The organism is Bradyrhizobium sp. USDA 4354, assembly GCF_054060315.1.
The window spans coordinates 952804-971337 of the sequence record NZ_JBSSDC010000001.1; the positions used below are offsets into that span (position 1 = coordinate 952804).

19 protein-coding genes are annotated in these 18534 nt (G+C 65.7%); 4 read left to right on the top strand and 15 right to left on the bottom strand.

Features of this window, described 5'->3' with window-relative positions:
- The 5 genes from phnK to phnG are packed head-to-tail and all read right to left on the bottom strand — an operon-like array spanning nucleotide 1 to nucleotide 3880.
- A complete protein-coding gene (phnK, locus tag ACVIIV_RS04560) occupies nucleotides 1-798 on the bottom strand; it encodes a phosphonate C-P lyase system protein PhnK (protein ID WP_456743117.1) in 798 nt (265 codons plus the stop codon).
- Nucleotides 791-1687: an alpha-D-ribose 1-methylphosphonate 5-phosphate C-P-lyase PhnJ gene (locus ACVIIV_RS04565; RefSeq protein WP_456743118.1), complete on the bottom strand. Its 897-nt coding sequence runs from the start codon at nucleotides 1685-1687 to the stop codon at nucleotides 791-793. The genes phnK and ACVIIV_RS04565 overlap by 8 nt, the downstream gene beginning before the upstream one ends.
- Nucleotides 1684-2787, bottom strand: a complete 1104-nt coding sequence (locus ACVIIV_RS04570; protein ID WP_456743119.1) for a carbon-phosphorus lyase complex subunit PhnI — start codon at nucleotides 2785-2787, stop codon at nucleotides 1684-1686. Before ACVIIV_RS04570 ends, ACVIIV_RS04565 begins: the two co-directional genes overlap by 4 nt.
- A 3-nt stretch (nucleotides 2788-2790) precedes the next feature.
- On the bottom strand, nucleotides 2791-3399 hold the full coding sequence (gene phnH, locus ACVIIV_RS04575; protein ID WP_456743120.1) for a phosphonate C-P lyase system protein PhnH: 609 nt from the start codon (nucleotides 3397-3399) through the stop codon (nucleotides 2791-2793).
- A gap of 4 nt (nucleotides 3400-3403) precedes the next feature.
- Entirely contained in the window at nucleotides 3404-3880 is a 477-nt protein-coding gene (phnG, locus tag ACVIIV_RS04580; protein WP_456743121.1) for a phosphonate C-P lyase system protein PhnG, read from the bottom strand.
- Nucleotides 3881-3999: 119 nt separating this feature from the next.
- Here phnG and phnF point away from each other — a divergent pair, with 119 nt between their 5' ends.
- Nucleotides 4000-4728, top strand: coding sequence for a phosphonate metabolism transcriptional regulator PhnF (gene phnF, locus ACVIIV_RS04585; RefSeq protein WP_456743122.1), 729 nt, complete (start codon nucleotides 4000-4002; stop codon nucleotides 4726-4728).
- 128 nt (nucleotides 4729-4856) lie between these two features.
- Here phnF and phnE (ACVIIV_RS04590) read toward each other — a convergent pair whose 3' ends face one another.
- The 4 genes from phnE (ACVIIV_RS04590) to phnC all read right to left on the bottom strand — a co-directional run bounded on the left by phnE (ACVIIV_RS04590) (nucleotide 4857) and on the right by phnC (nucleotide 8467).
- Nucleotides 4857-5705, bottom strand: a complete 849-nt coding sequence (gene phnE / locus ACVIIV_RS04590) for a phosphonate ABC transporter, permease protein PhnE (RefSeq protein WP_456743123.1) — start codon at nucleotides 5703-5705, stop codon at nucleotides 4857-4859.
- Complete coding sequence (gene phnE, locus ACVIIV_RS04595; protein ID WP_456743124.1) at nucleotides 5702-6586, bottom strand: phosphonate ABC transporter, permease protein PhnE; 885 nt, start codon at nucleotides 6584-6586, stop codon at nucleotides 5702-5704. The genes phnE (ACVIIV_RS04590) and phnE (ACVIIV_RS04595) overlap by 4 nt, the downstream gene beginning before the upstream one ends.
- 72 nt (nucleotides 6587-6658) lie before the next feature.
- Nucleotides 6659-7594 (bottom strand): phosphonate ABC transporter substrate-binding protein, encoded by a 936-nt coding sequence (gene phnD / locus ACVIIV_RS04600; protein WP_456743125.1) that lies wholly within the window; start codon nucleotides 7592-7594, stop codon nucleotides 6659-6661.
- A gap of 63 nt (nucleotides 7595-7657) precedes the next feature.
- Nucleotides 7658-8467, bottom strand: a complete 810-nt coding sequence (gene phnC, locus ACVIIV_RS04605) for a phosphonate ABC transporter ATP-binding protein (protein ID WP_456743126.1) — start codon at nucleotides 8465-8467, stop codon at nucleotides 7658-7660.
- Between the two features lie 174 nt (nucleotides 8468-8641).
- Here phnC and ACVIIV_RS04610 point away from each other — a divergent pair, with 174 nt between their 5' ends.
- From ACVIIV_RS04610 to ACVIIV_RS04620, 3 genes are read left to right on the top strand one after another with little or no spacing between them, the layout of a single operon-like run.
- Nucleotides 8642-9313, top strand: coding sequence for a transferase hexapeptide repeat family protein (locus ACVIIV_RS04610; RefSeq protein ID WP_456743127.1), 672 nt, complete (start codon nucleotides 8642-8644; stop codon nucleotides 9311-9313).
- Nucleotides 9310-10503 (top strand): alpha-D-ribose 1-methylphosphonate 5-triphosphate diphosphatase, encoded by a 1194-nt coding sequence (locus ACVIIV_RS04615; RefSeq protein WP_456743128.1) that lies wholly within the window; start codon nucleotides 9310-9312, stop codon nucleotides 10501-10503. Before ACVIIV_RS04610 ends, ACVIIV_RS04615 begins: the two co-directional genes overlap by 4 nt.
- 18 nt (nucleotides 10504-10521) lie before the next feature.
- Nucleotides 10522-11220: a DUF1045 domain-containing protein gene (locus ACVIIV_RS04620; protein WP_456743129.1), complete on the top strand. Its 699-nt coding sequence runs from the start codon at nucleotides 10522-10524 to the stop codon at nucleotides 11218-11220.
- Nucleotides 11221-11223: 3 nt separating this feature from the next.
- Here the strand turns inward: ACVIIV_RS04620 and ACVIIV_RS04625 are convergent, their stop codons facing one another.
- The 6 genes from ACVIIV_RS04625 to ACVIIV_RS04650 form a co-directional block, all read right to left on the bottom strand.
- Complete coding sequence (locus tag ACVIIV_RS04625; protein WP_456748664.1) at nucleotides 11224-11817, bottom strand: hypothetical protein; 594 nt, start codon at nucleotides 11815-11817, stop codon at nucleotides 11224-11226.
- 83 nt (nucleotides 11818-11900) lie between these two features.
- Nucleotides 11901-13301 (bottom strand): selenium-binding protein SBP56-related protein, encoded by a 1401-nt coding sequence (locus ACVIIV_RS04630; RefSeq protein WP_456743130.1) that lies wholly within the window; start codon nucleotides 13299-13301, stop codon nucleotides 11901-11903.
- Between the two features lie 347 nt (nucleotides 13302-13648).
- On the bottom strand, nucleotides 13649-14587 hold the full coding sequence (locus ACVIIV_RS04635; protein ID WP_456743131.1) for a dihydrodipicolinate synthase family protein: 939 nt from the start codon (nucleotides 14585-14587) through the stop codon (nucleotides 13649-13651).
- 421 nt (nucleotides 14588-15008) lie between these two features.
- Nucleotides 15009-17090: a methyl-accepting chemotaxis protein gene (locus ACVIIV_RS04640; protein WP_456743132.1), complete on the bottom strand. Its 2082-nt coding sequence runs from the start codon at nucleotides 17088-17090 to the stop codon at nucleotides 15009-15011.
- Nucleotides 17091-17212: 122 nt separating this feature from the next.
- Nucleotides 17213-17983 (bottom strand): enoyl-CoA hydratase, encoded by a 771-nt coding sequence (locus ACVIIV_RS04645; protein ID WP_456743133.1) that lies wholly within the window; start codon nucleotides 17981-17983, stop codon nucleotides 17213-17215.
- Between the two features lie 14 nt (nucleotides 17984-17997).
- The gene (locus tag ACVIIV_RS04650; RefSeq protein WP_456748665.1) at nucleotides 17998-18447 is read right to left on the bottom strand and encodes a MarR family winged helix-turn-helix transcriptional regulator; all 450 of its coding nucleotides are present in this window, start codon (nucleotides 18445-18447) and stop codon (nucleotides 17998-18000) included.
- Nucleotides 18448-18534 lie beyond the last annotated feature (87 nt).

Consider the following 18534-nt stretch of genomic DNA (forward strand, 5'->3'; position numbering starts at 1 on the left):
TCATGGCGGTAGAATCGAGGAGACGAGGAGCTGGGTATAGGGCTCGCGGGGATCGTCGAGCACCTGGTCGGTAAGGCCGGTCTCGATGACGCGACCGCCTTTCATCACCATCACGCGGTGCGACAACAGGCGTGCGACCGCGAGATCGTGAGTGACGATGATGACGGCGAGGTGCAGCTCGGCGACGAGGCTGCGCAGGAGGTCGAGCAAGCGCGCCTGCACGGAGACGTCGAGGCCGCCGGTCGGCTCGTCCATGAACACCAGCCGCGGCTCGGTAACGAGGTTGCGGGCGATCTGGAGCCGCTGGCGCATGCCGCCGGAATAGGTGCGCGGCGCATCGTCAATGCGCGCGACATCGATCTCGACGCGGGTGAGCCAGTCCGACGCGGTCTCACGGATGCGGCCGTAGTGATTCCAGCCCACGGCCATCAGCCGCTCGCCGACATTGGCGCCGGCCGAGACCGCCATGCGCAAGCCCTGCGCGGGATCCTGGTGCACGAAACCCCAATCGGTGCGGAACAGGAAGCGCCGTTCGGCTTCGCCCAGCGTGGCGAGATCGCGGGTCACGCCGTCGCGCATCCGGTACGACACGTGCCCCGCGCTCGGCGCAAGCTGGCCCGACAGCAATTGCAGCAGCGTCGATTTGCCGGAACCGGATTCGCCGACGATCGCCAGCACCTCGCCGGGATAGAGCGAGAACGAGACGTCGCGGCAGGCATTAATGCGGCCGAACGACTTGCTGAGGGATTTTGCGACCAGCAGCGGCTCGTCGTTGTCAATCACATCCTGATCAGCCATTCGCGGCCTCCTGCGCCTTGTCCTTGTACGGCGCGGCACTGAGGCTGCCGTGATGGCCGGCGGCCTGGCGGCCCTCGCAATAATCGGTGTCCGAGCACACGAACATGCGGCCGCCCTTATCGTCGGTCACGATCTCGTCGAGGTACGAATTCTCCGCACCACAGAGCGCGCAGGGCGCGTTGAAGCGGTAGGGCTCGAACGGATGATCCTCGAAATCGAGCGAGACCACCTGGGTGTAGGGCGGGATCGCATAGATGCGCTTCTCGCGGCCGGCGCCGAACAATTGCAGCGCCGGGCAATTGTCCATCTTGGGATTGTCGAATTTCGGCGTCGGCGACGGGTCCATCACGTAGCGGGCATTGACCTTCACCGGATAGGCGTAGGCGGTCGCGATGTGGCCGAAGCGGGCGATGTCCTCATAGAGTTTTACATGCATCAGGCCGTATTCGGCCAGCGCATGCATGCGCCGCGTCTCGGTCTCGCGCGGCTCGAGGAAGCGCAGCGGCTCGGGGATCGGCACCTGATAGACCAGCACCTGGTTCTCGTTCAGCGCCGTCTCCGGGATGCGGTGACGGGTCTGGATCACGGTTGCCTCGTCCGTCGCCGTCGTCGTGGCGACGCCGGCGGTCTTGGCGAAGAACTTTCGGATCGAGATCGCATTGGTAGTGTCGTCGGAGCCCTGGTCGATCACCTTCAGCACGTCCTGCGGGCCGAGGATCGCGGCGGTGACCTGTACGCCGCCGGTGCCCCAGCCATAGGGCATCGGCATCTCGCGACTGGCGAACGGCACCTGATAGCCGGGGATCGCGATCGCCTTGAGGATCGCGCGGCGGATCATGCGCTTGGTCTGCTCGTCGAGATAGGCGAAGTTGTAGGCGGGCGCGTTCATTCCGCGGCCTCCTTCATTTCATCGGGCGTATTGGCATCGGCGAACTCCTGACGCAGCTTGCGCAAGAGACCAAGCTCGGACTGGAAGTCGACATAATGCGGCAGCTTCAGATGCTCGACGAAGCCGGTCGCCTGGACGTTGTCCGAATGCGACATCACGAACTCTTCGTCCTGCGCCGGGGCCAAGGCCTCCTCGCCGAGCTCACGGGCGCGCAATGCGCGGTCGACCAGCGCCATCGACATGGTCTTGCGCTCGCTCTGGCCGAAGGCGAGGCCGTAGCCGCGGGTGAAGCACGGCGCTTCCGTCGCCGATCCCTTGAACTGGTTGACCATCTGACACTCGGTGAGCGCGATGGCGCCGAGCGGCACGGCAAAGCCGGCGTCTTCCGCGAGGAATTCGACCTCGACCTCGCCGAGGCGGATCTCGCCGACAAAGGGATGGTTGCGGCCATAGCCGCGCTGGGTGGAATAGCCCATCGCGAGGAGAAAGCCTTCGTCACCGCGCGCCAGATTTTGCAGGCGCAGGTCGCGGTCGGCCGGGAAGTTCAGCGGCTCGCGGGTGAGATCGCCGACGCTGGCGCCGTCCTCGGCCTCTGGCGATGATTCGATCAGCCCGTCGCGGCCGAGAATGTCGGTGACGCGCGGCGTCGGCGCGGTGGAGGCTTCGGCCGCCGCCGGGGCCTCCGGCACAAAACCCTGGCTAAGCGAGGGATCGAGCAGGCGGTGGGTGTAGTCGAAGGTGGGGCCGAGGATCTGGCCACCGGGAATGTCCTTGAAGGTCGCGGACACTCGCCGCTGCACCCGCATGGCGCCGGTGTCGACCGGCTCGCTGGCGCCGAAGCGCGGCAGGGTGGCGCGGAAGGCGCGGACCAGGAAGATCGCCTCGATCAGATCGCCGCGCGCCTGCTTGATCGCGAGCGCCGCAAGCTCGCGGTCATAGAGCGAGCCTTCGCTCATGACACGGTCGACGGCAAGCCCAAGCTGCTCCGAGATCTGGTCGAGCGTGACTTCTGCAACGCCTTGATCGCCGCGCCGCTTATGCGCGAGCAGGCGATGGGCATTCTCGATGGCGCGTTCGCCGCCTTTGACTGCGACATACATGCTTCAGCTTCCCTTGCTCACGACGCGCGTGGTGCGGGGGATCGCGACCACGACGTCATCGGCGACCAGCACCGCATCGATGCCGCGCGGAAACAGTGCTTCGTTCATACGCAACCGCTCGAACAGGTCGAAAGGCTCGATCGACGCCTGCAGCGCAGCGACACCGTCGATGCCGGGGCCGCGCAACTCGAAGCTATGCCCCGAGACCAGGCTATCGACCTGGATGATCACCGTGGTCGAGCGGTCCGGATATTCGCTGGTGCCGAGCGCGAAGCGCTCGAGCGAGTGCAGCGCACCGCCGTTGCTGATCAACGCGAAGCTCGCGATCGAGCAATCCTGCACGACCGGCGCGCCCGTGTGAAATTTCAGCCATTTCACCACGTCCGAGCTCTCCGCCATCCGCGCATCGAGCCAGAGCGGCGTATCGTGGTCGAACAGCGTCAGTGCGATCGCGGCGGTGCCTCGCATCATCGGCCCTGGCGCTCCCGCCATCGGCACGATGCGCTGAACCGAGCCCGGCCGCGCCATTGCGTCCATGACCGAGCGAAAGGTCGATTGCGCCGACAAGACCTTGTCGGCGAAACCCGGCGGCAGCTCCGCAATCGTGGTCATGACCTCATCCCTCACCGCGCACCATGGTGTAGAAATCAACCTTCGTCGCGGCGATCTCTTCCGCCGCCCGCTTCCGCCTGACCATCAGCTGCTCGCGCAACGGCGCGATAACGTTGTGCTCGACGAGCCCGCCGAAATCGCAGGACTGCACCAGCGCATCGCACAGCGCGATCAGCCGCGCCTTCTCACTGTTGCGCCCGAGCGTGTAGCCGAACCCGACCTCCCCGCTCGCAAGCCGCACCGCGGCGCGCGACACCGTGGCTTCACCGAGATTGAACGGCGCGCCGTCGCCGCCGACCCGGCCGCGCAGCATGACGAGGCCGTTTTCGGGCGCCCGCAGATCCTGATGGGCCGGCAAGGCCGAGTCCAAGGCCAAGTTGCGGAGGCGAGCGGCGATCTCGCCCGCCTCCGCGTGCGCCAGCACCGCCATTGCGGCCTTGCGCTGGGCTTGCTGGTTGTTGTGCTGCGTCACCTGGTCCACCGAACTCTTCACAGAACTTGCCGCATCGAAGTTGTCTATGATAATAGACAACTTCATACGGACGCGCCATGACTGTTTCGTGACAATGATGTGATTTTCGGGCTAGGCTGACCGACGACATGAGCATGCAGGACACAGCCTCCTCGGGCGTGGCGCTATGGCGCCTCGTTGCCGATGGCATCGAGCGCGGCATCGCCGACGGCCGCTTTGCGGCCGGCGACAAGCTGCCGGGCGAGATGGAGATCGCCGAAACCTATCGCGTCAACCGCCACACCGTGCGGCGCGCGCTGGCAGCCCTTGCCGAGCGCGGCCTGGTGCGCGCCGAGCGCGGCAGCGGAACCTATGTCGAGGCACAGAAACTCGCCTATCCTTTGCGCTCGCGCACGCGTTTTTCCGAGATCGTCGGCGCCGATGGCCGCGAGCCGCATGGCCGGCTGATCGAGGCGAGCAATGACATCGCGACGCGCGAGCTCGCGCGGGAATTGGGATTGAAGGCCGGCGCGCCCTTGGTGCGGATCGAAGCGATCCGCCTCGCCGACCGCACGCCGATCTGTGTTTCCACCACCTGGCTGTCGGCGGAACTGTTTCCGGATGCGGGCGCCGTGTTCGCGGCGACGCGCTCGATGACGAAACTGCTCGCACATTACGGCGTGCGCGATTATCGCCGCGGCGCGACCCGAATCACCGCCGGCATCGTCGACGCCACCGACGCCGCACGGCTCGATCTGGCGCTGGGGCGGCCGATCCTGGTGGTGGACGCCACCGACCACGATCTCACGGGCAAGCCGCTGGTGACCAAGCATTCGCGGTTCGCCGCGGAGCGGGTGGAGTTTTTGGTGGAGTCGTAGGGGACCCTCTCCACAAAACCGGAGCCGTAGGGTGGGCAAAGGCGCACTTGCGCCGTGCCCACGATCTTTCCAAGATTCGCGAGAAGCGGTGGGCACGCTTCGCTTTGCCCACTCTACGGCGCCTTTGCTCAGGCGACAGCGCGCCTTCCGATGATCGCAAAGCGCAGCTTGCCGGAGATGAAATCGATCGCGGCGACCGCAACCAGGATCATCAGGATCAGGAACGACACCTTCTGCCATTCCAGCACGCGGATCTGCTCCGCGAGCTGGAGGCCGATGCCGCCGGCGCCGACAATGCCGATGATGGTGGCCGAGCGGGTGTTGGATTCGATGAAATAGAGCACCTGGCCTGCGATCACCGGCAGGACCTGCGGCAACAGGCCGAAGCGGATCTCGTGCAGCGCGCTGCCGCCGGAGGCACGGATACCTTCGACCTGCTTCTGGTCGGCGCTCTCGATCGCTTCCGAGAACAGCTTGCCGAACGCACCGAAGTCCGCCACCGCGATGGCGAGCACCCCAGCGAACGGGCCGAGCCCGACGACGTTGATCCACACCAGCGCCCAGATCAGCGTATCGACGCCGCGGATCGAATCGAGGACGCGGCGGACGGGGAAACGCAGGATGTTCGACGGCACGATGTTGCGCGCCGCGAGCAGGCTGACCGGCAGCGCGAAGACCGCGGCCAGCGTGGTGCCGAGCAGCGCGATCGACAGCGTCTCGCCCAGTGCCTTCAGGTAGACCGGCAGCGAGGAGCCGGGATCCGGCGGGATCATCATCAGGCTGATCCAGCCGAGCTGGCTGAGGCCGGCGAAGAAGCGCGACGGCGAGAAGTCGAGATCGACGAGACCGTAAATCAGGATCGCGAACGCAGCGACGATCATCGCGGGTGTCGCGAGCCGTGCCGAGGCCGGCCGGTCGAACACATCGGGATAGCGCGCACGCATCTCGCGCGTATCGACCTCCTGCGGCCTCGTCACGTCCGCGCCTCCTTGCCGAACAGGCGGCCGCGCAGCCAGCCGGTGGTGATGTCGATGACGAAGACGGTAATGATGATGGTGAGCAGGATGGCGCTGACGTCCGAATAGTAGAACTTGCGGATGGCGACGACGAGCTCCTGGCCGATGCCACCGGCGCCGACGAAGCCCATGACGGAGGCCTCGCGGACATTGATCTCGAAGCGAAGCAGCGCATAGCTGGCATAGCCGGCGGTCACCTGCGGCACGACCGCAAAACGCATGCAGGACAGCCAGCTGGCCCCGGTCGAGCGGATGCCTTCGACCGGTTTCATGTCGGCATTCTCGACGATCTCCGAGAACAACTTGCCAAGCGCGCCGGTGGAGTGGATCGCGATCGCGAGCACGCCGGCCATCGGTCCGAGCCCGAAGGCGATGACGAAGACCAGAGCGAACACGATGCCGGGGACCGTGCGGGCGAATTCGAGCAGCCGCCGCACCACGAAGCGCAGCCACGGCGCGGGCGAGGTGTTCTCGGCCGCAAAGAAGTTGAGGGCGAAGGCGAACGTCGCGCCGATCAGCGTGCCGACATAGGAGATCAGTAGCGTCTCACCCAGCATCTTCAGCCATTTGCGCCAGCCCCAGAGCCACTCGCCGAAATCGGTCCAGACCCGCTGGCCGTTCTCGAGCGTGAGGATGCGGTCGAAATAGCTGACGAAATTGCCGAAATAGGTGAACAGCGTGCGCAGATTCACTTCGGCGCCGATCGCGGCGAGAACCAGCGCTGCGGCAAAGATCGCAGCTCCCAACAGCAGGCGGAGCCGACGCCGCGAAACCGCCTGGCGATAGGCAGCGTTGAGCGCGGCGAGCTGCTGCTCGGGAAGGATCGAAACCGCTGTCGTCATCGCTCGAAACAGGTCCCGTCAAAGAAAGAGCCGGGTCCTTGGGACCCGGCTCAGGTGCATCGTCCCGAAGACTCAGGACGCCTTCTTTTTACGCAGCGCGTCGACGAACTTGATCAGCTCGATCGTGCCATCCCAATCCTTGGTGGTGGCGGGATGGAAACCCTTCTTCTGGCCGTCGGAGAGACGGTCGAACGCGGCCTTGTCCTTGGCCGGCGCGTCGAAGAAAGCCTTGGCGATGGCAGCTTTGGCGTCTTCCGGCAGGTCGGAGTTGTAGGCATAGGGGCCGTTGATGATCGGCGCCGACTTGTGGATGATGCGGAAATCGTCCTTCTTCATCGCCGAGCCGTCGGCGTTCTTGAGCATGCCCTTGGTCAGCATCTGCGCCAGCGTGGAATCATCGTCGCTGGTCCACTGGTTGGCGGCAACGTCGACCGTGCCCTGCGAAAGGGCCAGCATCGCGTTCTCGTGACTGCCGGTGAAGACGACCTTGCCGAAATAGGTATCGGCATCGTGGATGCCCATCTTGTCGAGCTCGAAGCGCGGCACGTTGTTGCCGGAGGTCGAGTTCGGGTCGACGAGGCCGAGGTTCTTGCCCTTGAGGTCGTCGACTTTCTTGTAGGGGCTGCTCGCCTTGACGAAGAACACCGAGTAATAGCCGGTCGAGCCGTCGGCGTTGATGTCGTTGGCGAAGGCGTCGGTCTTGACGCCGGTCAAGCGGGCGCGGGCGAACGAGGCCGAGCCGTAGCTCGCGATGTGGATGTTGCCGGCGCGCTGGCCTTCGATGACCGCAGCGTAGTCGTTGGCGATGCGCAGCGTGACCTTCACGCCCAGTTCCTTGGACAGATAGCTCACGAACGGTGCCCAGCGCTCGGTGACGCCGGAGGCGTTCTCGGCGGGGACGACCGCGAAGGTCAACTCGGGATATTTGGCCTTCCAGTCGTTCGCCGAGGCGGAGGCTGTGAACGCGAGCGCGGCGGCGCCGGCAAGAACTAGTCTGCGAGTAAACATGGTACCCTCTTCATCGGTTGGGGGCGGTTGACGCAATACTGGCAACAAAAGATGCGACGCGGCTCAGGCCGCCGCGGCGGTTCCGAGCGCCGGCACGCCCTCGGGCGCCGGGACAGGCATGCCGCCCATGACGTCGGCGGCTTCGAGATCGTAGAGCTCGCGCGCGACGTGATCGGTCAGCGCGGACGGCACGCCGTCGAACACCACGCGGCCGGCAGCCATGCCGATCAGGCGGTCGCAATAGGTCCGCGCCAGATCGAGCGAATGCAGGTTGCAGAGCACGGTGATGCCGAAATGCTTGTTGATGCGCAGCAGCGCATCCATCACGATCTTGGTGTTGCGCGGATCGAGCGAGGCGATCGGCTCGTCGGCGAGGATGATGTCGGGCTGCTGCACCAGCGCGCGGGCGATGGCCACGCGCTGCTGCTGACCGCCGGAGAGCTGGTCGGCGCGCTGGGCAGCGAGCGAAGCGATGTCGAACTGCTCGAGCGCCGACATCGCCAGCGCCTTGTCCTGCTCGGGCCAGGCCTGCGACAGCGAACGCCAGGCGGGCATCGTCGCAAGGCGCCCCATCAGGACGTTGGTGAGCACGTCGAGCCGGCCGACCAGGTTGAACTGCTGGAAGATCATCGCCGAGCGCGCGCGCCACTGCCGCAGCTCCTTGCCGCGCAGCAAGGTGACGTCGACGCCGTCGAACAGGATGCGCCCCCCGGTCGGCGTCACAAGCCGGTTGATGGTCCGCAACAATGTCGACTTGCCGGCACCGGATCGCCCGATCACACCGACAAAGCCGCCGGGGGAAACTTGAAACGAAGCGTCGTCCACCGCGGCTTTTGCGCCGAAGCGACACGTCAGACCATCCACCACCAGCATGCACGGCTCCAGAGTAGCTGGAGCCAACCGCTAACGCCCGCGCTTAACACTTGTGTGACAGCACCGCTGCAGTGCGGCGATCCTGCACACCTCATCCCCTGTCATCTCAGCGTCATGACATCGTCATCAAGCCGCTCGAAGAGAGACGCCCGCCCTCGCACCTCTGGATGCAACATGGCCGCCAAAACCCTTTCGGTTCAGCCGACCATCGATCCCTCGGCCAAGCTGCATGAGACCAGGCTCGGCGCCTATACCGAGGTCGGCGAACGCACGATCCTGCATGAAGTGACGATGGGTGACTACTCCTATGTCGTGAACGACTCGCAGATCACCTACAGCACCATCGGAAAGTTCTGCTCGATCGCGGCGATGACGCGCATCAATCCAGGCAACCATCCGATGCATCGCGCGACACAGGCGCATCTCACCTACCGCTCCAGCGCCTATTTCGAGGGTGAGAGCGACGATGCCGAGTTCTTCGACTGGCGGCGCCAGCATCATGTCCATATCGGCCATGACGTGTGGATCGGCCATGGCGCGATCGTGCTGCCGGGCCGCAACATCGGCACCGGCGCGGTGATCGCCGCCGGCGCCATCGTCACCAAGGACGTGCCGGCCTACACCATCGTCGCCGGCAATCCGGCCCGGATCGTGCGGCGGCGATTCTCGGAGGAGATCGCCGGGCGCCTCGCGAAGCTCGCCTGGTGGGACTGGGATCACGACAAATTGCGCGAGGCGCTGCCCGATTTCCGCAGGCTCGGGATTGAAGATTTTCTGTCGACATACGAAGCACGGGCGAGCTCACTCACCAATTCGCCTGCCAGCAAACGAAGCGCGGTCGCGTGACAGACATATTCCTTGAAGGCGGCCGGGCCCTGATCGGCGCCGAGCTCGTCGAAACCTCGCTTCTCGTGTCCGGAACGGACATCGCGCAGGTCGCTGCTTCTCGCGGCCGGGCGCGGCTCGCGATCGATGTCCGCGATCTGCTGGTGCTGCCCGGCATCGTTGATCTGCATGGAGATGCCTTCGAGCGCCAGATGATGCCGCGCGCCGGCGTCGATTTCCCGATCGACGTCGCGCTCGCGGACAGCGACCGCCAGGCGATCAGCAACGGCATCACCACCGTGTTTCACGCCACGACCTGCTCCTGGGAGCCGGGTCTGCGCAGCGCCGACAATGCACGCGGCCTGATGGAGGCGATCGAGCGGCAGCGCCCGCAATTCGCCGCCGACACCCGCTTCCATCTGCGCCACGAGACCTACAATCTCGACGCCGAGGCCGAGATCAGCGAGTGGCTCGCCGAGGGCCGCGTCGACCTGTTCGCCTTCAACGACCACATGGACGGCACCGTCGCCGACATGGCCAAGCCGCGCAAGCGCAACCGGATGGTGGAGCGCACCGGCCTTTCGAGCGAAGAATTCGACCGGCTGGTCGAGCGCGTGATCTCGCGCGCCGACAAGGTGCCCGCTTCGGTGTCGCGTCTGGCCGCTTCTGCCCGCGCGGCCGGGGTGCGGATGCTCTCGCATGATGACGCTACCCCGGCGATGCGACAGGAGTTTCGCGAGCTCGGCGCCGACATCGCGGAGTTTCCGATCAACGAGGAGACGGCGCGGGCGGCAGCGAGCCACGGCGATGCCATCGTCTATGGCGCACCGAACGTCGTGCGCGGCGGCAGCCACACCGGCTGGACCAGGGCATCCGACATGATCGCCAAGCGGCTCTGCTCGGTGCTGGCGTCGGATTACTACTATCCCGCGCAGTTGCTCGCCGCATTCCGCCTCGCCGCCGACGGCGTGCTGCCGCTGACGAAGGCCTGGGATCTGGTCTCCGCCGGCCCGGCGCGCGCGACCGGCCTCACCGATCGCGGCATCCTCGCAGAGGGACGCCGCGCTGACATTCTCCTCGTCGACGACAGCGTGAAGCTGCGGCCGCGGCTGATCGCGGTGATCTCAGGCGGCAAGCTCGTGCATCTCACCGATGCGACGCGGCTGCTCACAGCAATGGTCGCGCCGCGCGAAGCTGTCGCGGCAGCGTGAATCGGCTATGCTGAGTCGATGACAGGTTTTCCCCGCTACGCGATCTATTTTGCCGCAGGCGCCGACAGCGTCCTCTCCCGCTTCGGCGCCGAGCTGCTCGGCTATGACGCCCATACGGGCGACGAGATGCCGTTCCCGCGCGAAGCGCTGCAGATCGCGCCGGACTGGCGCGAGGTCAGCGCCGACCCCCGCAAATACGGTTTTCACGGCACGCTGAAGGCGCCGATGGCGCTGACATCAGGCAAGACCGAGGCCGAACTCATGGCCGCCTGCGCGACGTTCGCCGCCAAGCCGCAGGCAATTCCGGTGATCCGCCCTGTCGTCGATACAATCAGCGGCTTCATCGCCGTCATTCCGGCCGAGCCGGTCGATGCGCTTCAGCAATTTGCCGCCGACTGCGTTCGTGAATTCGATTCCTTCCGCGCCGCCCTCACCGCGGAAGATCGCGCGCGGCGGAAGCCCGGCAGACTCACCGAGCGCCAGCGCGATTATCTCGACCGCTGGGGCTACCCTTACGTGATGGAGGAATTCCGCTTCCACATGACGCTGACGGGACGGCTGGACGCGGAACGGCGTGGGCCGATCCTGGAGATGCTGCGGGGACGATTTGCGGCGCGTGGCATCGACAAGCTGGCGATCGACCGCCTCGCCCTGTTCAAGCAGGACGAGACCAAAGCGCGCTTCCGCATCATCGGCGAATGGGCTTTGGCACGGTAGCCCTCAGCGCCAGCTCGCAAGATTGAAGGCGAGCGCCACCGCTCCGACCAGAACGAGGCTGGCCGCCCAGACTGCATCGAGATTGAACCAGCTTCGCGAGACGAACTTCAATCCCAGATAGCGGTAGACGAGCCAAGCCAGACATCCGCCGGCGCCGACCATGGCGGCAACGTGCACCACGGACACCAGCACCGCCATCCCGACGTTTGCCTTCATCAGCGCGCCCGCCGCCTCGTGTCCGGCGTCGAGCTCGAAGGCCTGGCAGAGCCCGAGATAGATCGGCACGAGCATCAAGGCGGCGCCGTGAGCAATGGCGACGGCAAACGACCAGAGCAGCAATTGCGTCGGCGGAATTCGTGCCAGCGCGCGGGGATGGCGCCGAACGATCAAGCGATAGACGCCGAAGCCGATGACGAGAAGGCTCGCGACCAGCTGGATCCGACGCTGCCACTGCGCCAGCACGAGCAGGAACGCGAATGGCAGCAGCACGAGAAGCGTTGCCAGGAGGTGCCCGGCCGCGAGAGCCCACAACGCGCGAAAGAGCGCGCGTGGGCTCTTGTCCATGAGCCCGGCCGAAACCGCGAGCGGCCAGCCCATGCCCGGATTGACCCCGTGGTAGAGACCGCTCGCAACAAGCGCGAGCCACAGCCAGCCGAGTGCCGGGCTCGCATGCCCCCAATCTAGACCGACGGGTAGCAAAAGGAATCCGTCGAACAGTCGCCGCCCTCGAGCCTGATCTGGTGCGCACGATATCCGTCGGGGAAGCTCACGAAATAGTCCTTGTCGAGCTCGAGGCCGCCGTTGCGACCGACATTGGCCATGACCTCCACGCCCGGAACCCCGTCGGGATAGAACTGGTCGTCCCAGGTGGAATAGAGCGAGTTGGTCCAGTACACGCGCCTGCCGTCGCGGCTGATCTCGACCATCTGCGGGCCGGCCGCAAAGGCCTTGCCGTTCGGATGCGGCGTGCGGCGCGCGATGCCGCCGATGTGGACCGAGCCCGCAAGCTGCGGCTTCCTGGGATCGCTGACGTCGTATTGGCGCATTTCGCCGGTGCCCCAGCAGGAGACATAGAGGAACCGGTCATCCATCGACAGGTCGATGTCGGTCACCAGCGGCGGCACGGCGCCAAATCCCTGCAGCAGCGGCGGAAGCTTCTCCTTGGGCGCGGGTTCGGGAGGGATCGTCGCCGTCTTCTCGGCATGGAATTTTCCACCCTCGCGCCACCAGGTCCAGATCGATGCTTCGAGGTTGGTGGTGTCGACCACGACGCCGACGAAGCCGTACTCGCGAACCGGATCGTGCGCGGGCCGCACCTCCAGCGCCATCTGATGATTGGCGCCGAGGTCGATGGTCTGAACGTTGCGACGGGCGCGAAGGTCCCAGAAGTGGAGACGATGACCATATTTGTTCGACAGCAGATCTTCCGGGACGATCCCGTTCTCGAACTGCGGCGGCAACGCCCATTCGCTCGTCACCATGTAGTCGCGCGGCAGATTCCACCAGAAATCATAGTGCAGCGTCTGCGGGCCACGGTCGATCTCCCATCGTCCAAGGACTTCGAACGTCTCGCAATCCATGATGAAGACGCCGGGAGGACCGTTGGTGCCGTCCTTGCCGCCACCGCCCAGCGTACTCACGTAAATGCCGTCCGGCCCGCAATGGATCGTGTGCGGCCGCGAGTAGCCGGTCTTCTTGAAGACCTCCTCCGGTTCGATGATCTTGTGGATCTTGGCTTTCGTCGGATCGGGCTTGGTGTCGATGACGTAGATCCGCGACGAGCGCAGCCCGGGGATGATGAGATAGCGCCGCTCGATGAAGGCGTGTCCGGCGAGCGGCGACAAGGCGGAGGAGCAGGCATTCCAGCCGAAGTGATGAAACTCGTCGCCCTTGTTGGGCATCGTCACGGTGTGGACGATCTGGCTATAGCTCGGCGATCCCGGCTTGACGTCGATGACCGCGAGAGCATCCGGCTTGGAGAAATCCGGACTGAGCAGCAAGGTGTAAGCAAAGTTCTCCGCAGGTGCTTCCATCGCAAGCTTGGGCGATGCGTGAAAGGTGGGATCCGGCCTCATCGTCATGGCACTGCCTCCCTGTTCTGTCGGTTCGCGCCAACCTGGCTCGGGATAACGGCATAATGAAGAGGTGTTGCGTGATGTCTTGGGATTCTCCGCAGGCCGGTTGGCGAGCGTACAATATGCCATCGCGAAGCTGCGGGAAACGGTCCGGGCGCGCTAATTCGACGCCTTCAGGCGAAATGGGCGTCCCTCGTCATTGCGAGCGAAGGCGGACAAGTCGCTCCTCGCAGCCTTGTGGGCAAAGGCGCAAAGCGCCGTGCCCACCGCTCTTCCCGACGGCGCGCAAGTTGGTGGGCACGCTTCGCTTTGCCCACCCTACGACAGCTTCACGCAATGACGAGGGGAGAGAGCTACTTCCCCCACCGCAGCGCCAGCGCATCGCGCTCCTTGGCGAGCTCAAGCAGGCCCGCGCGCGTCGCCGGATGCAGCGGTTGCAGCGGATGCCGCACCGTCTCGGACTTGATCACACCGCCGGCCTGCATCATCACCTTGCAGGCGATCAGGCCGCATTGGCGGTTCTCGTAGTTGATCAGCGGCAGCCAGCGTTCATAGGCGGCCTTCGCCTTCTCGCGATCACCGGCGAAATAGGGATCGATGATCTGGCGGATGCCGTCGGGATAGCCACCGCCGGTCATGGCGCCGGTGGCGCCGGCGTCGAGGTCGGCCAGCAGCGTGATCGCCTCCTCGCCGTCCCAGGGCCCCTCGATGTCTTTGCCACCCGCCTCGATCAGGCTGCGCAGCTTGGCCGCGGCGAAGGGAACCTCGATCTTGAAATATCGGATGTTGGAGAATTCGCGCGACAGCCGCGCCAGCAGCTCGACCGAGAGCGGCGTGCCCGCGACCGGCGCATCCTGAATCATGATGGGAATGTCGATCGCGCCGGAGAGCACCTTGAAGAACTCAACGATGCCCTTCTCGGGCACACGAAACGTCGCGCCATGATAGGGCGGCATCACCATCACCATGGCGGCGCCCGCCGCCTCGGCCTGCTTGCTGCGCGCCGCACACACGGCCGAGCTGAAATGGGTGGTGGTGACGATCACGGGAACCCGGCCGGCCACATGTTCCAGCACCGCATGCATCACCGTCTCGCGCTCGGCGTCGGTGAGCACGAACTGCTCGGAGAAATTGGCGAGGATGCAAATGCCGTTCGAGCCGGCATCGATCATGAAATCGATGCAGCGGCGCTGGCCCTCGAGGTCGAGCTCGCCGCGCTCGTCGAAGATGGTGGGCGCGACCGGGAACACGCCGCGATAGGGGCGTTGGGCCTTGTGTGGGGTGACCGGCATCGAACTCTCCATCCCTGATATGTCTTACGTCTGTGGCAGCGCTCGCGGAGCGAGGCGCCACAGATGTACCCGCCACGCGGACCGGCGGCAATGCCCGCGCGACGTTGGATGAGAGAGCAGAGCGGGGACTGGCTATCGCATATGAAGCAAAACGTGGCGGAAAGCGCGCCTGCGGCCATCCTTCGAGACGCCCGCCTACGGCGGTCCCTCTCCATGAACCACCTGTCAGACGACATCTGACAGGTGGTTCATGGTTCCATGTGCAGCGCCCGCTTTCGGCGCTGGGGACTCAGGATGAGGTCGCGTTTTCGCGGCGAAATATCAGACCCTCATGGTGAGGAGCCCGCCAAAGCGGGCGTCTCGAACCATGCAGGCCGAGCACGTCCGGCAACCTCGTCCGCCATATGCGATGGCCTGGAGACTACGCGGTCTTCACCGCTCCCAAGAAGCCCTCGACCGCGACGCGGAGACGATCGGCGTCGGCGGACATCTTCTTGACGGACTCCGACAGCACCGTGCCGGCGTTGCCGGTCTCCTGGTTCAGCCTCGCGACGCTGCCGATGGTGTCGGTGACCTCGCGGGTGCCTTGGGCTGCCTGCTGGAAATTGCGCGAGATCTCGGTGGTGGCCGCGCGCTGCTGCTCGACGGCGGCGGCAATCGCCGTCATCTTCTCGTCGATGCCGCCAATGGCGCCGCCGATCGAGCGGATCGCGGCGACGGCCTGGCCGGTGGCCCCCTGGATCTCCTCGACCTGGCGCGAGATCTCTTCCGTCGCTGTGGCCGTCTGGGATGCAAGGCTCTTGACCTCGCCCGCGACCACGGCGAAGCCGCGCCCAGCCTCGCCCGCGCGCGCGGCCTCAATGGTGGCATTCAGCGCCAGAAGGTTGGTCTGGGTGGCGATCGCATTGATCATCTTCACGACCTCGCCGATGCGGCTTGCGGTCTGGTCGAGGATCTCGACCGTCGCGTTGGTCTGCTCGGCCTGTGCCACGGCCTCGCGGGCCTCGCGCGCGCTCGACTGCACCTGCGCGGAGATCTCGCCGACGGAGGCGGAGAGCTCCTCGGTCGCGGCCGCGATGGTCTCGAGATTGTTGGTGGCTTGCTCCGCCGCGGAGGAGACCGCGGCGGTCTGGCTGCTCGATTCCGCAACCAGCGAGCGTACGCCGGTCGCGGTGGCGTCGAGCTCGCGCGTCGAGGCCACGACGCTCTGGATGACCGCCTGCACGGTATCGTCGAAGCTGCGGCAAGCGGCATCGACGGTGCCGGAGCGGGCGAGCTGGAGCGCCTGCTGCGATTCGCGTTCCTGGCCCAGCCGCTCCGCGGTCGCCGCGCTCTCGCGCAGGCTTTCGAGCGCCGCAGCCATGGTGCCGAACTCGTCGGGATGCCGGGATTGCGGCACCGGCGTCGCATAGTCGCGCGCGCTGATGCGCGCGATGGCGTCGAGGATGGCGCGCACCGGACGCATGAAGCGATTGCGCACCACGAACACGCCGGCCAGGGTCACCGCCAACGCGAGCAGGAACGCGAAGGACTGCACGATGAGATTGGTCAGGGCCTTCGCCTGCACCGTCTCGGCGCGCGCGATCGACAGGTCGAGCGCCTTGTTCGCGACCGCGACGATGGACGCGAAGGGCGACTGACATAGCGCATTCCATTCCGAGGCGGGCATCGCCGGACGGCCGCTGCCGTCGAAGTTCTTGGTGAGATCGCCGATCTGCTTGAGGACGCCATCGGTCTTGGCGCGCGCCTCCTTGGCCGTATTGACGAGATCCGCCGTCACGTCAGGCGCAGCCAGCAGCTCCTCCATGCCGGTCCAGCCGGCGGTGATGATGCCGTTCCAGCCAGCTACGGTCTGCTTCTGGGCCTCGTCGAGCGGCTTGGAGCTGTTGACGTTCGGACGCAAGGTCGAGCACTGGATGCCGTAGCGGTCACGCACCTGCCAGGCGAGGCGGCGGGCCTGGATCATGCGGGCGATGAAGGGATCGTTCATCCAGGCGCGGTTCGACACCGCGGTGGAGGCGAGATTGGCCGTCTCGATCACCTTGGTGACGGCATCGTACCAAGGCGCGGTACGTTCCACCTTGCGCTCGCCACGCGGCAGCTTGGCCTCGTCATAGAACAACTGGAATTTTGGCGCGGCTTCGTTCCAGCGTTGCTTCAGCGTGCCCGCGAGCTCGTCGCGCCGGGCGAATTCGATGGTCGTGAGTGCCGCGATGATGGCGTCAAAACCGGCCTGCTCGGCCTTCTCGGCGGCGCCGAGCTTGGCGCGCGGATCGTCCTCGCCGAGCAGCGCGCTCTGGGCATCGCCGCGATTGTTACGTAACGCGAGCACGCCATGGAAGATCGCCTTATCGGCGTTCGCGAGCCGCTCGGTCTCCAGGCTGTCGCTGTAGCGGCCGAACGCGCCGACCATCTGGATCGCCGTGCTGGTCAGCGCGCCGGCGGCCAGCAGTGTCATCAGAACCAGGAGGAGCGTGCTTACCGATTTCTTAAAAATTGACATGACCAAAAGACCTGCTCGTCACGAGCGGTCATCTTGCACGGTGACATGCCAAGGTTTGGTTAAGACTTTAATCAAATGCCTGCGGCTGTGGCCGCTGCGCCTCCTGACAGGCTGCGCCCTTTTCAGGCCACCTTCGTGAAATCCGGCGGGCGGCGCTCGGCAAACGCCGTAAACGCCTCGCGCGCTTCGGCGGTGCGCAGACGCTGCGCGAACTGCTCGCCTTCGGCCTGCATCTGCGCGACCAGCGCCTCTCCGTTGCGCATCAGCCGCTTGGTCGCGATGAGGGCACCGGCCGGCTGGCGGGCGAGACGCTGCGCCAGCGCAAGCGCCTCGGCTTCGAGCTTGTCGAGCGGCACCACGCGGTTGGCGAGGCCCCATTCCAGCGCCGATTTGGCAGATACGGTCTCGCCGAGCGCGAACATCTCGTAGGCGCGGGCGTGGCCGATGCGCGCCGGCATCAACAGGCTAGAGGCGGCTTCAGGCACCAGCGCGAGGCTGACAAACGGCGTCGACAATTGCGCGTTGTCGGCGAGCACAACCAGATCGCAATGCAGCAGCATCGTGGTGCCGACACCGACGGCGCGGCCCTGCACGGCCGCGACCAGCGGCCGGGTGCAGCGCGCCAGCGACTGGATGAAGCGCACGACGTTGCGGCTGCCTTCGGACTTGCCGGCTGCAACGGCCGCGAACTCGCCGACGTCATTGCCGGCGGTGAACATGTCGCCCTCACCGCGGATCAGGATCACGCGGGCGGACGGATCGAACTCGGCGGATTCGATGGCGTCCGCCAGCTTGCCGTACATCGCATCGGTCAGCGCGTTCTTCTTGTCGGGGCGCGCCAGCGTGAGCGTGAGGATTCCACCGTTGTTCTCGATCCGGACGTGCTCGGTCATTGGTCTGCTCCGTGTTATTCGTCTGAACTTCTTGGAAACTTGTCTTGAATGCTCGTCAGCCAGCGCGCGACGATGTCAATTTCCGCGGCCGTGAATCCTTCCGTCAGCGCCGCGTTGACCTCGGCCGCACTGGCTTTCGCCTGCGCGAGTGCGGTGCGCCCCTTCGGCGTCAGCCAGATGCGCCAGGCGCGGCCATCCTCGCGGTCGGCCTGCCGCTCGATCAGTTTTGCGGCCGCCGTGCGGTCGACCAGCCCGGAAATGCCGGCCGGTCCAAGATCGAGTGCCGCGCCCGCCTCGCCGATCAGAACGCCATCCTGCTTGCCGAGGATGAAGAGCAGCCCCGCCTGCGCCGGCGTCACCTCGCTCTCAGGCCGAGCCGCCATCCAGCGCTGCAACCGGCGGTGCGCGACACTCAGCAGGTAGATCAGCCGATGGTGTCTGGCCCCGGTTCCTTTATTTCGCATGCGAAGTATATAACCAAGGCGACTGGGATTGTCAAAGGCGACGCTATTGCCGACCCGGCGCGGGAAGGTCGCGAGTGGATCAGCGTA

Excerpts from the sequence above, each read along its gene's own strand:
- phnK (WP_456743117.1), bottom strand. The coding sequence starts at position 798 with ATGGCTGATCAGGATGTGATTGACAACGACGAGCCGCTGCTGGTCGCA.
- ACVIIV_RS04565 (WP_456743118.1), bottom strand. The coding sequence starts at position 1,687 with ATGAACGCGCCCGCCTACAACTTCGCCTATCTCGACGAGCAGACCAAG.
- ACVIIV_RS04570 (WP_456743119.1), bottom strand. The coding sequence starts at position 2,787 with ATGTATGTCGCAGTCAAAGGCGGCGAACGCGCCATCGAGAATGCCCAT.
- phnH (WP_456743120.1), bottom strand. The coding sequence starts at position 3,399 with ATGACCACGATTGCGGAGCTGCCGCCGGGTTTCGCCGACAAGGTCTTG.
- phnF (WP_456743122.1), top strand. The coding sequence starts at position 4,000 with ATGAGCATGCAGGACACAGCCTCCTCGGGCGTGGCGCTATGGCGCCTC.
- phnE (WP_456743124.1), bottom strand. The coding sequence starts at position 6,586 with ATGACGACAGCGGTTTCGATCCTTCCCGAGCAGCAGCTCGCCGCGCTC.
- phnD (WP_456743125.1), bottom strand. The coding sequence starts at position 7,594 with ATGTTTACTCGCAGACTAGTTCTTGCCGGCGCCGCCGCGCTCGCGTTC.
- phnC (WP_456743126.1), bottom strand. The coding sequence starts at position 8,467 with ATGCTGGTGGTGGATGGTCTGACGTGTCGCTTCGGCGCAAAAGCCGCG.
- ACVIIV_RS04610 (WP_456743127.1), top strand. The coding sequence starts at position 8,642 with ATGGCCGCCAAAACCCTTTCGGTTCAGCCGACCATCGATCCCTCGGCC.
- ACVIIV_RS04620 (WP_456743129.1), top strand. The coding sequence starts at position 10,522 with ATGACAGGTTTTCCCCGCTACGCGATCTATTTTGCCGCAGGCGCCGAC.
- ACVIIV_RS04625 (WP_456748664.1), bottom strand. The coding sequence starts at position 11,817 with ATGGGCTGGCCGCTCGCGGTTTCGGCCGGGCTCATGGACAAGAGCCCA.
- ACVIIV_RS04630 (WP_456743130.1), bottom strand. The coding sequence starts at position 13,301 with ATGACGATGAGGCCGGATCCCACCTTTCACGCATCGCCCAAGCTTGCG.
- ACVIIV_RS04635 (WP_456743131.1), bottom strand. The coding sequence starts at position 14,587 with ATGCCGGTCACCCCACACAAGGCCCAACGCCCCTATCGCGGCGTGTTC.
- ACVIIV_RS04640 (WP_456743132.1), bottom strand. The coding sequence starts at position 17,090 with ATGTCAATTTTTAAGAAATCGGTAAGCACGCTCCTCCTGGTTCTGATG.
- ACVIIV_RS04645 (WP_456743133.1), bottom strand. The coding sequence starts at position 17,983 with ATGACCGAGCACGTCCGGATCGAGAACAACGGTGGAATCCTCACGCTC.
- ACVIIV_RS04650 (WP_456748665.1), bottom strand. The coding sequence starts at position 18,447 with ATGCGAAATAAAGGAACCGGGGCCAGACACCATCGGCTGATCTACCTG.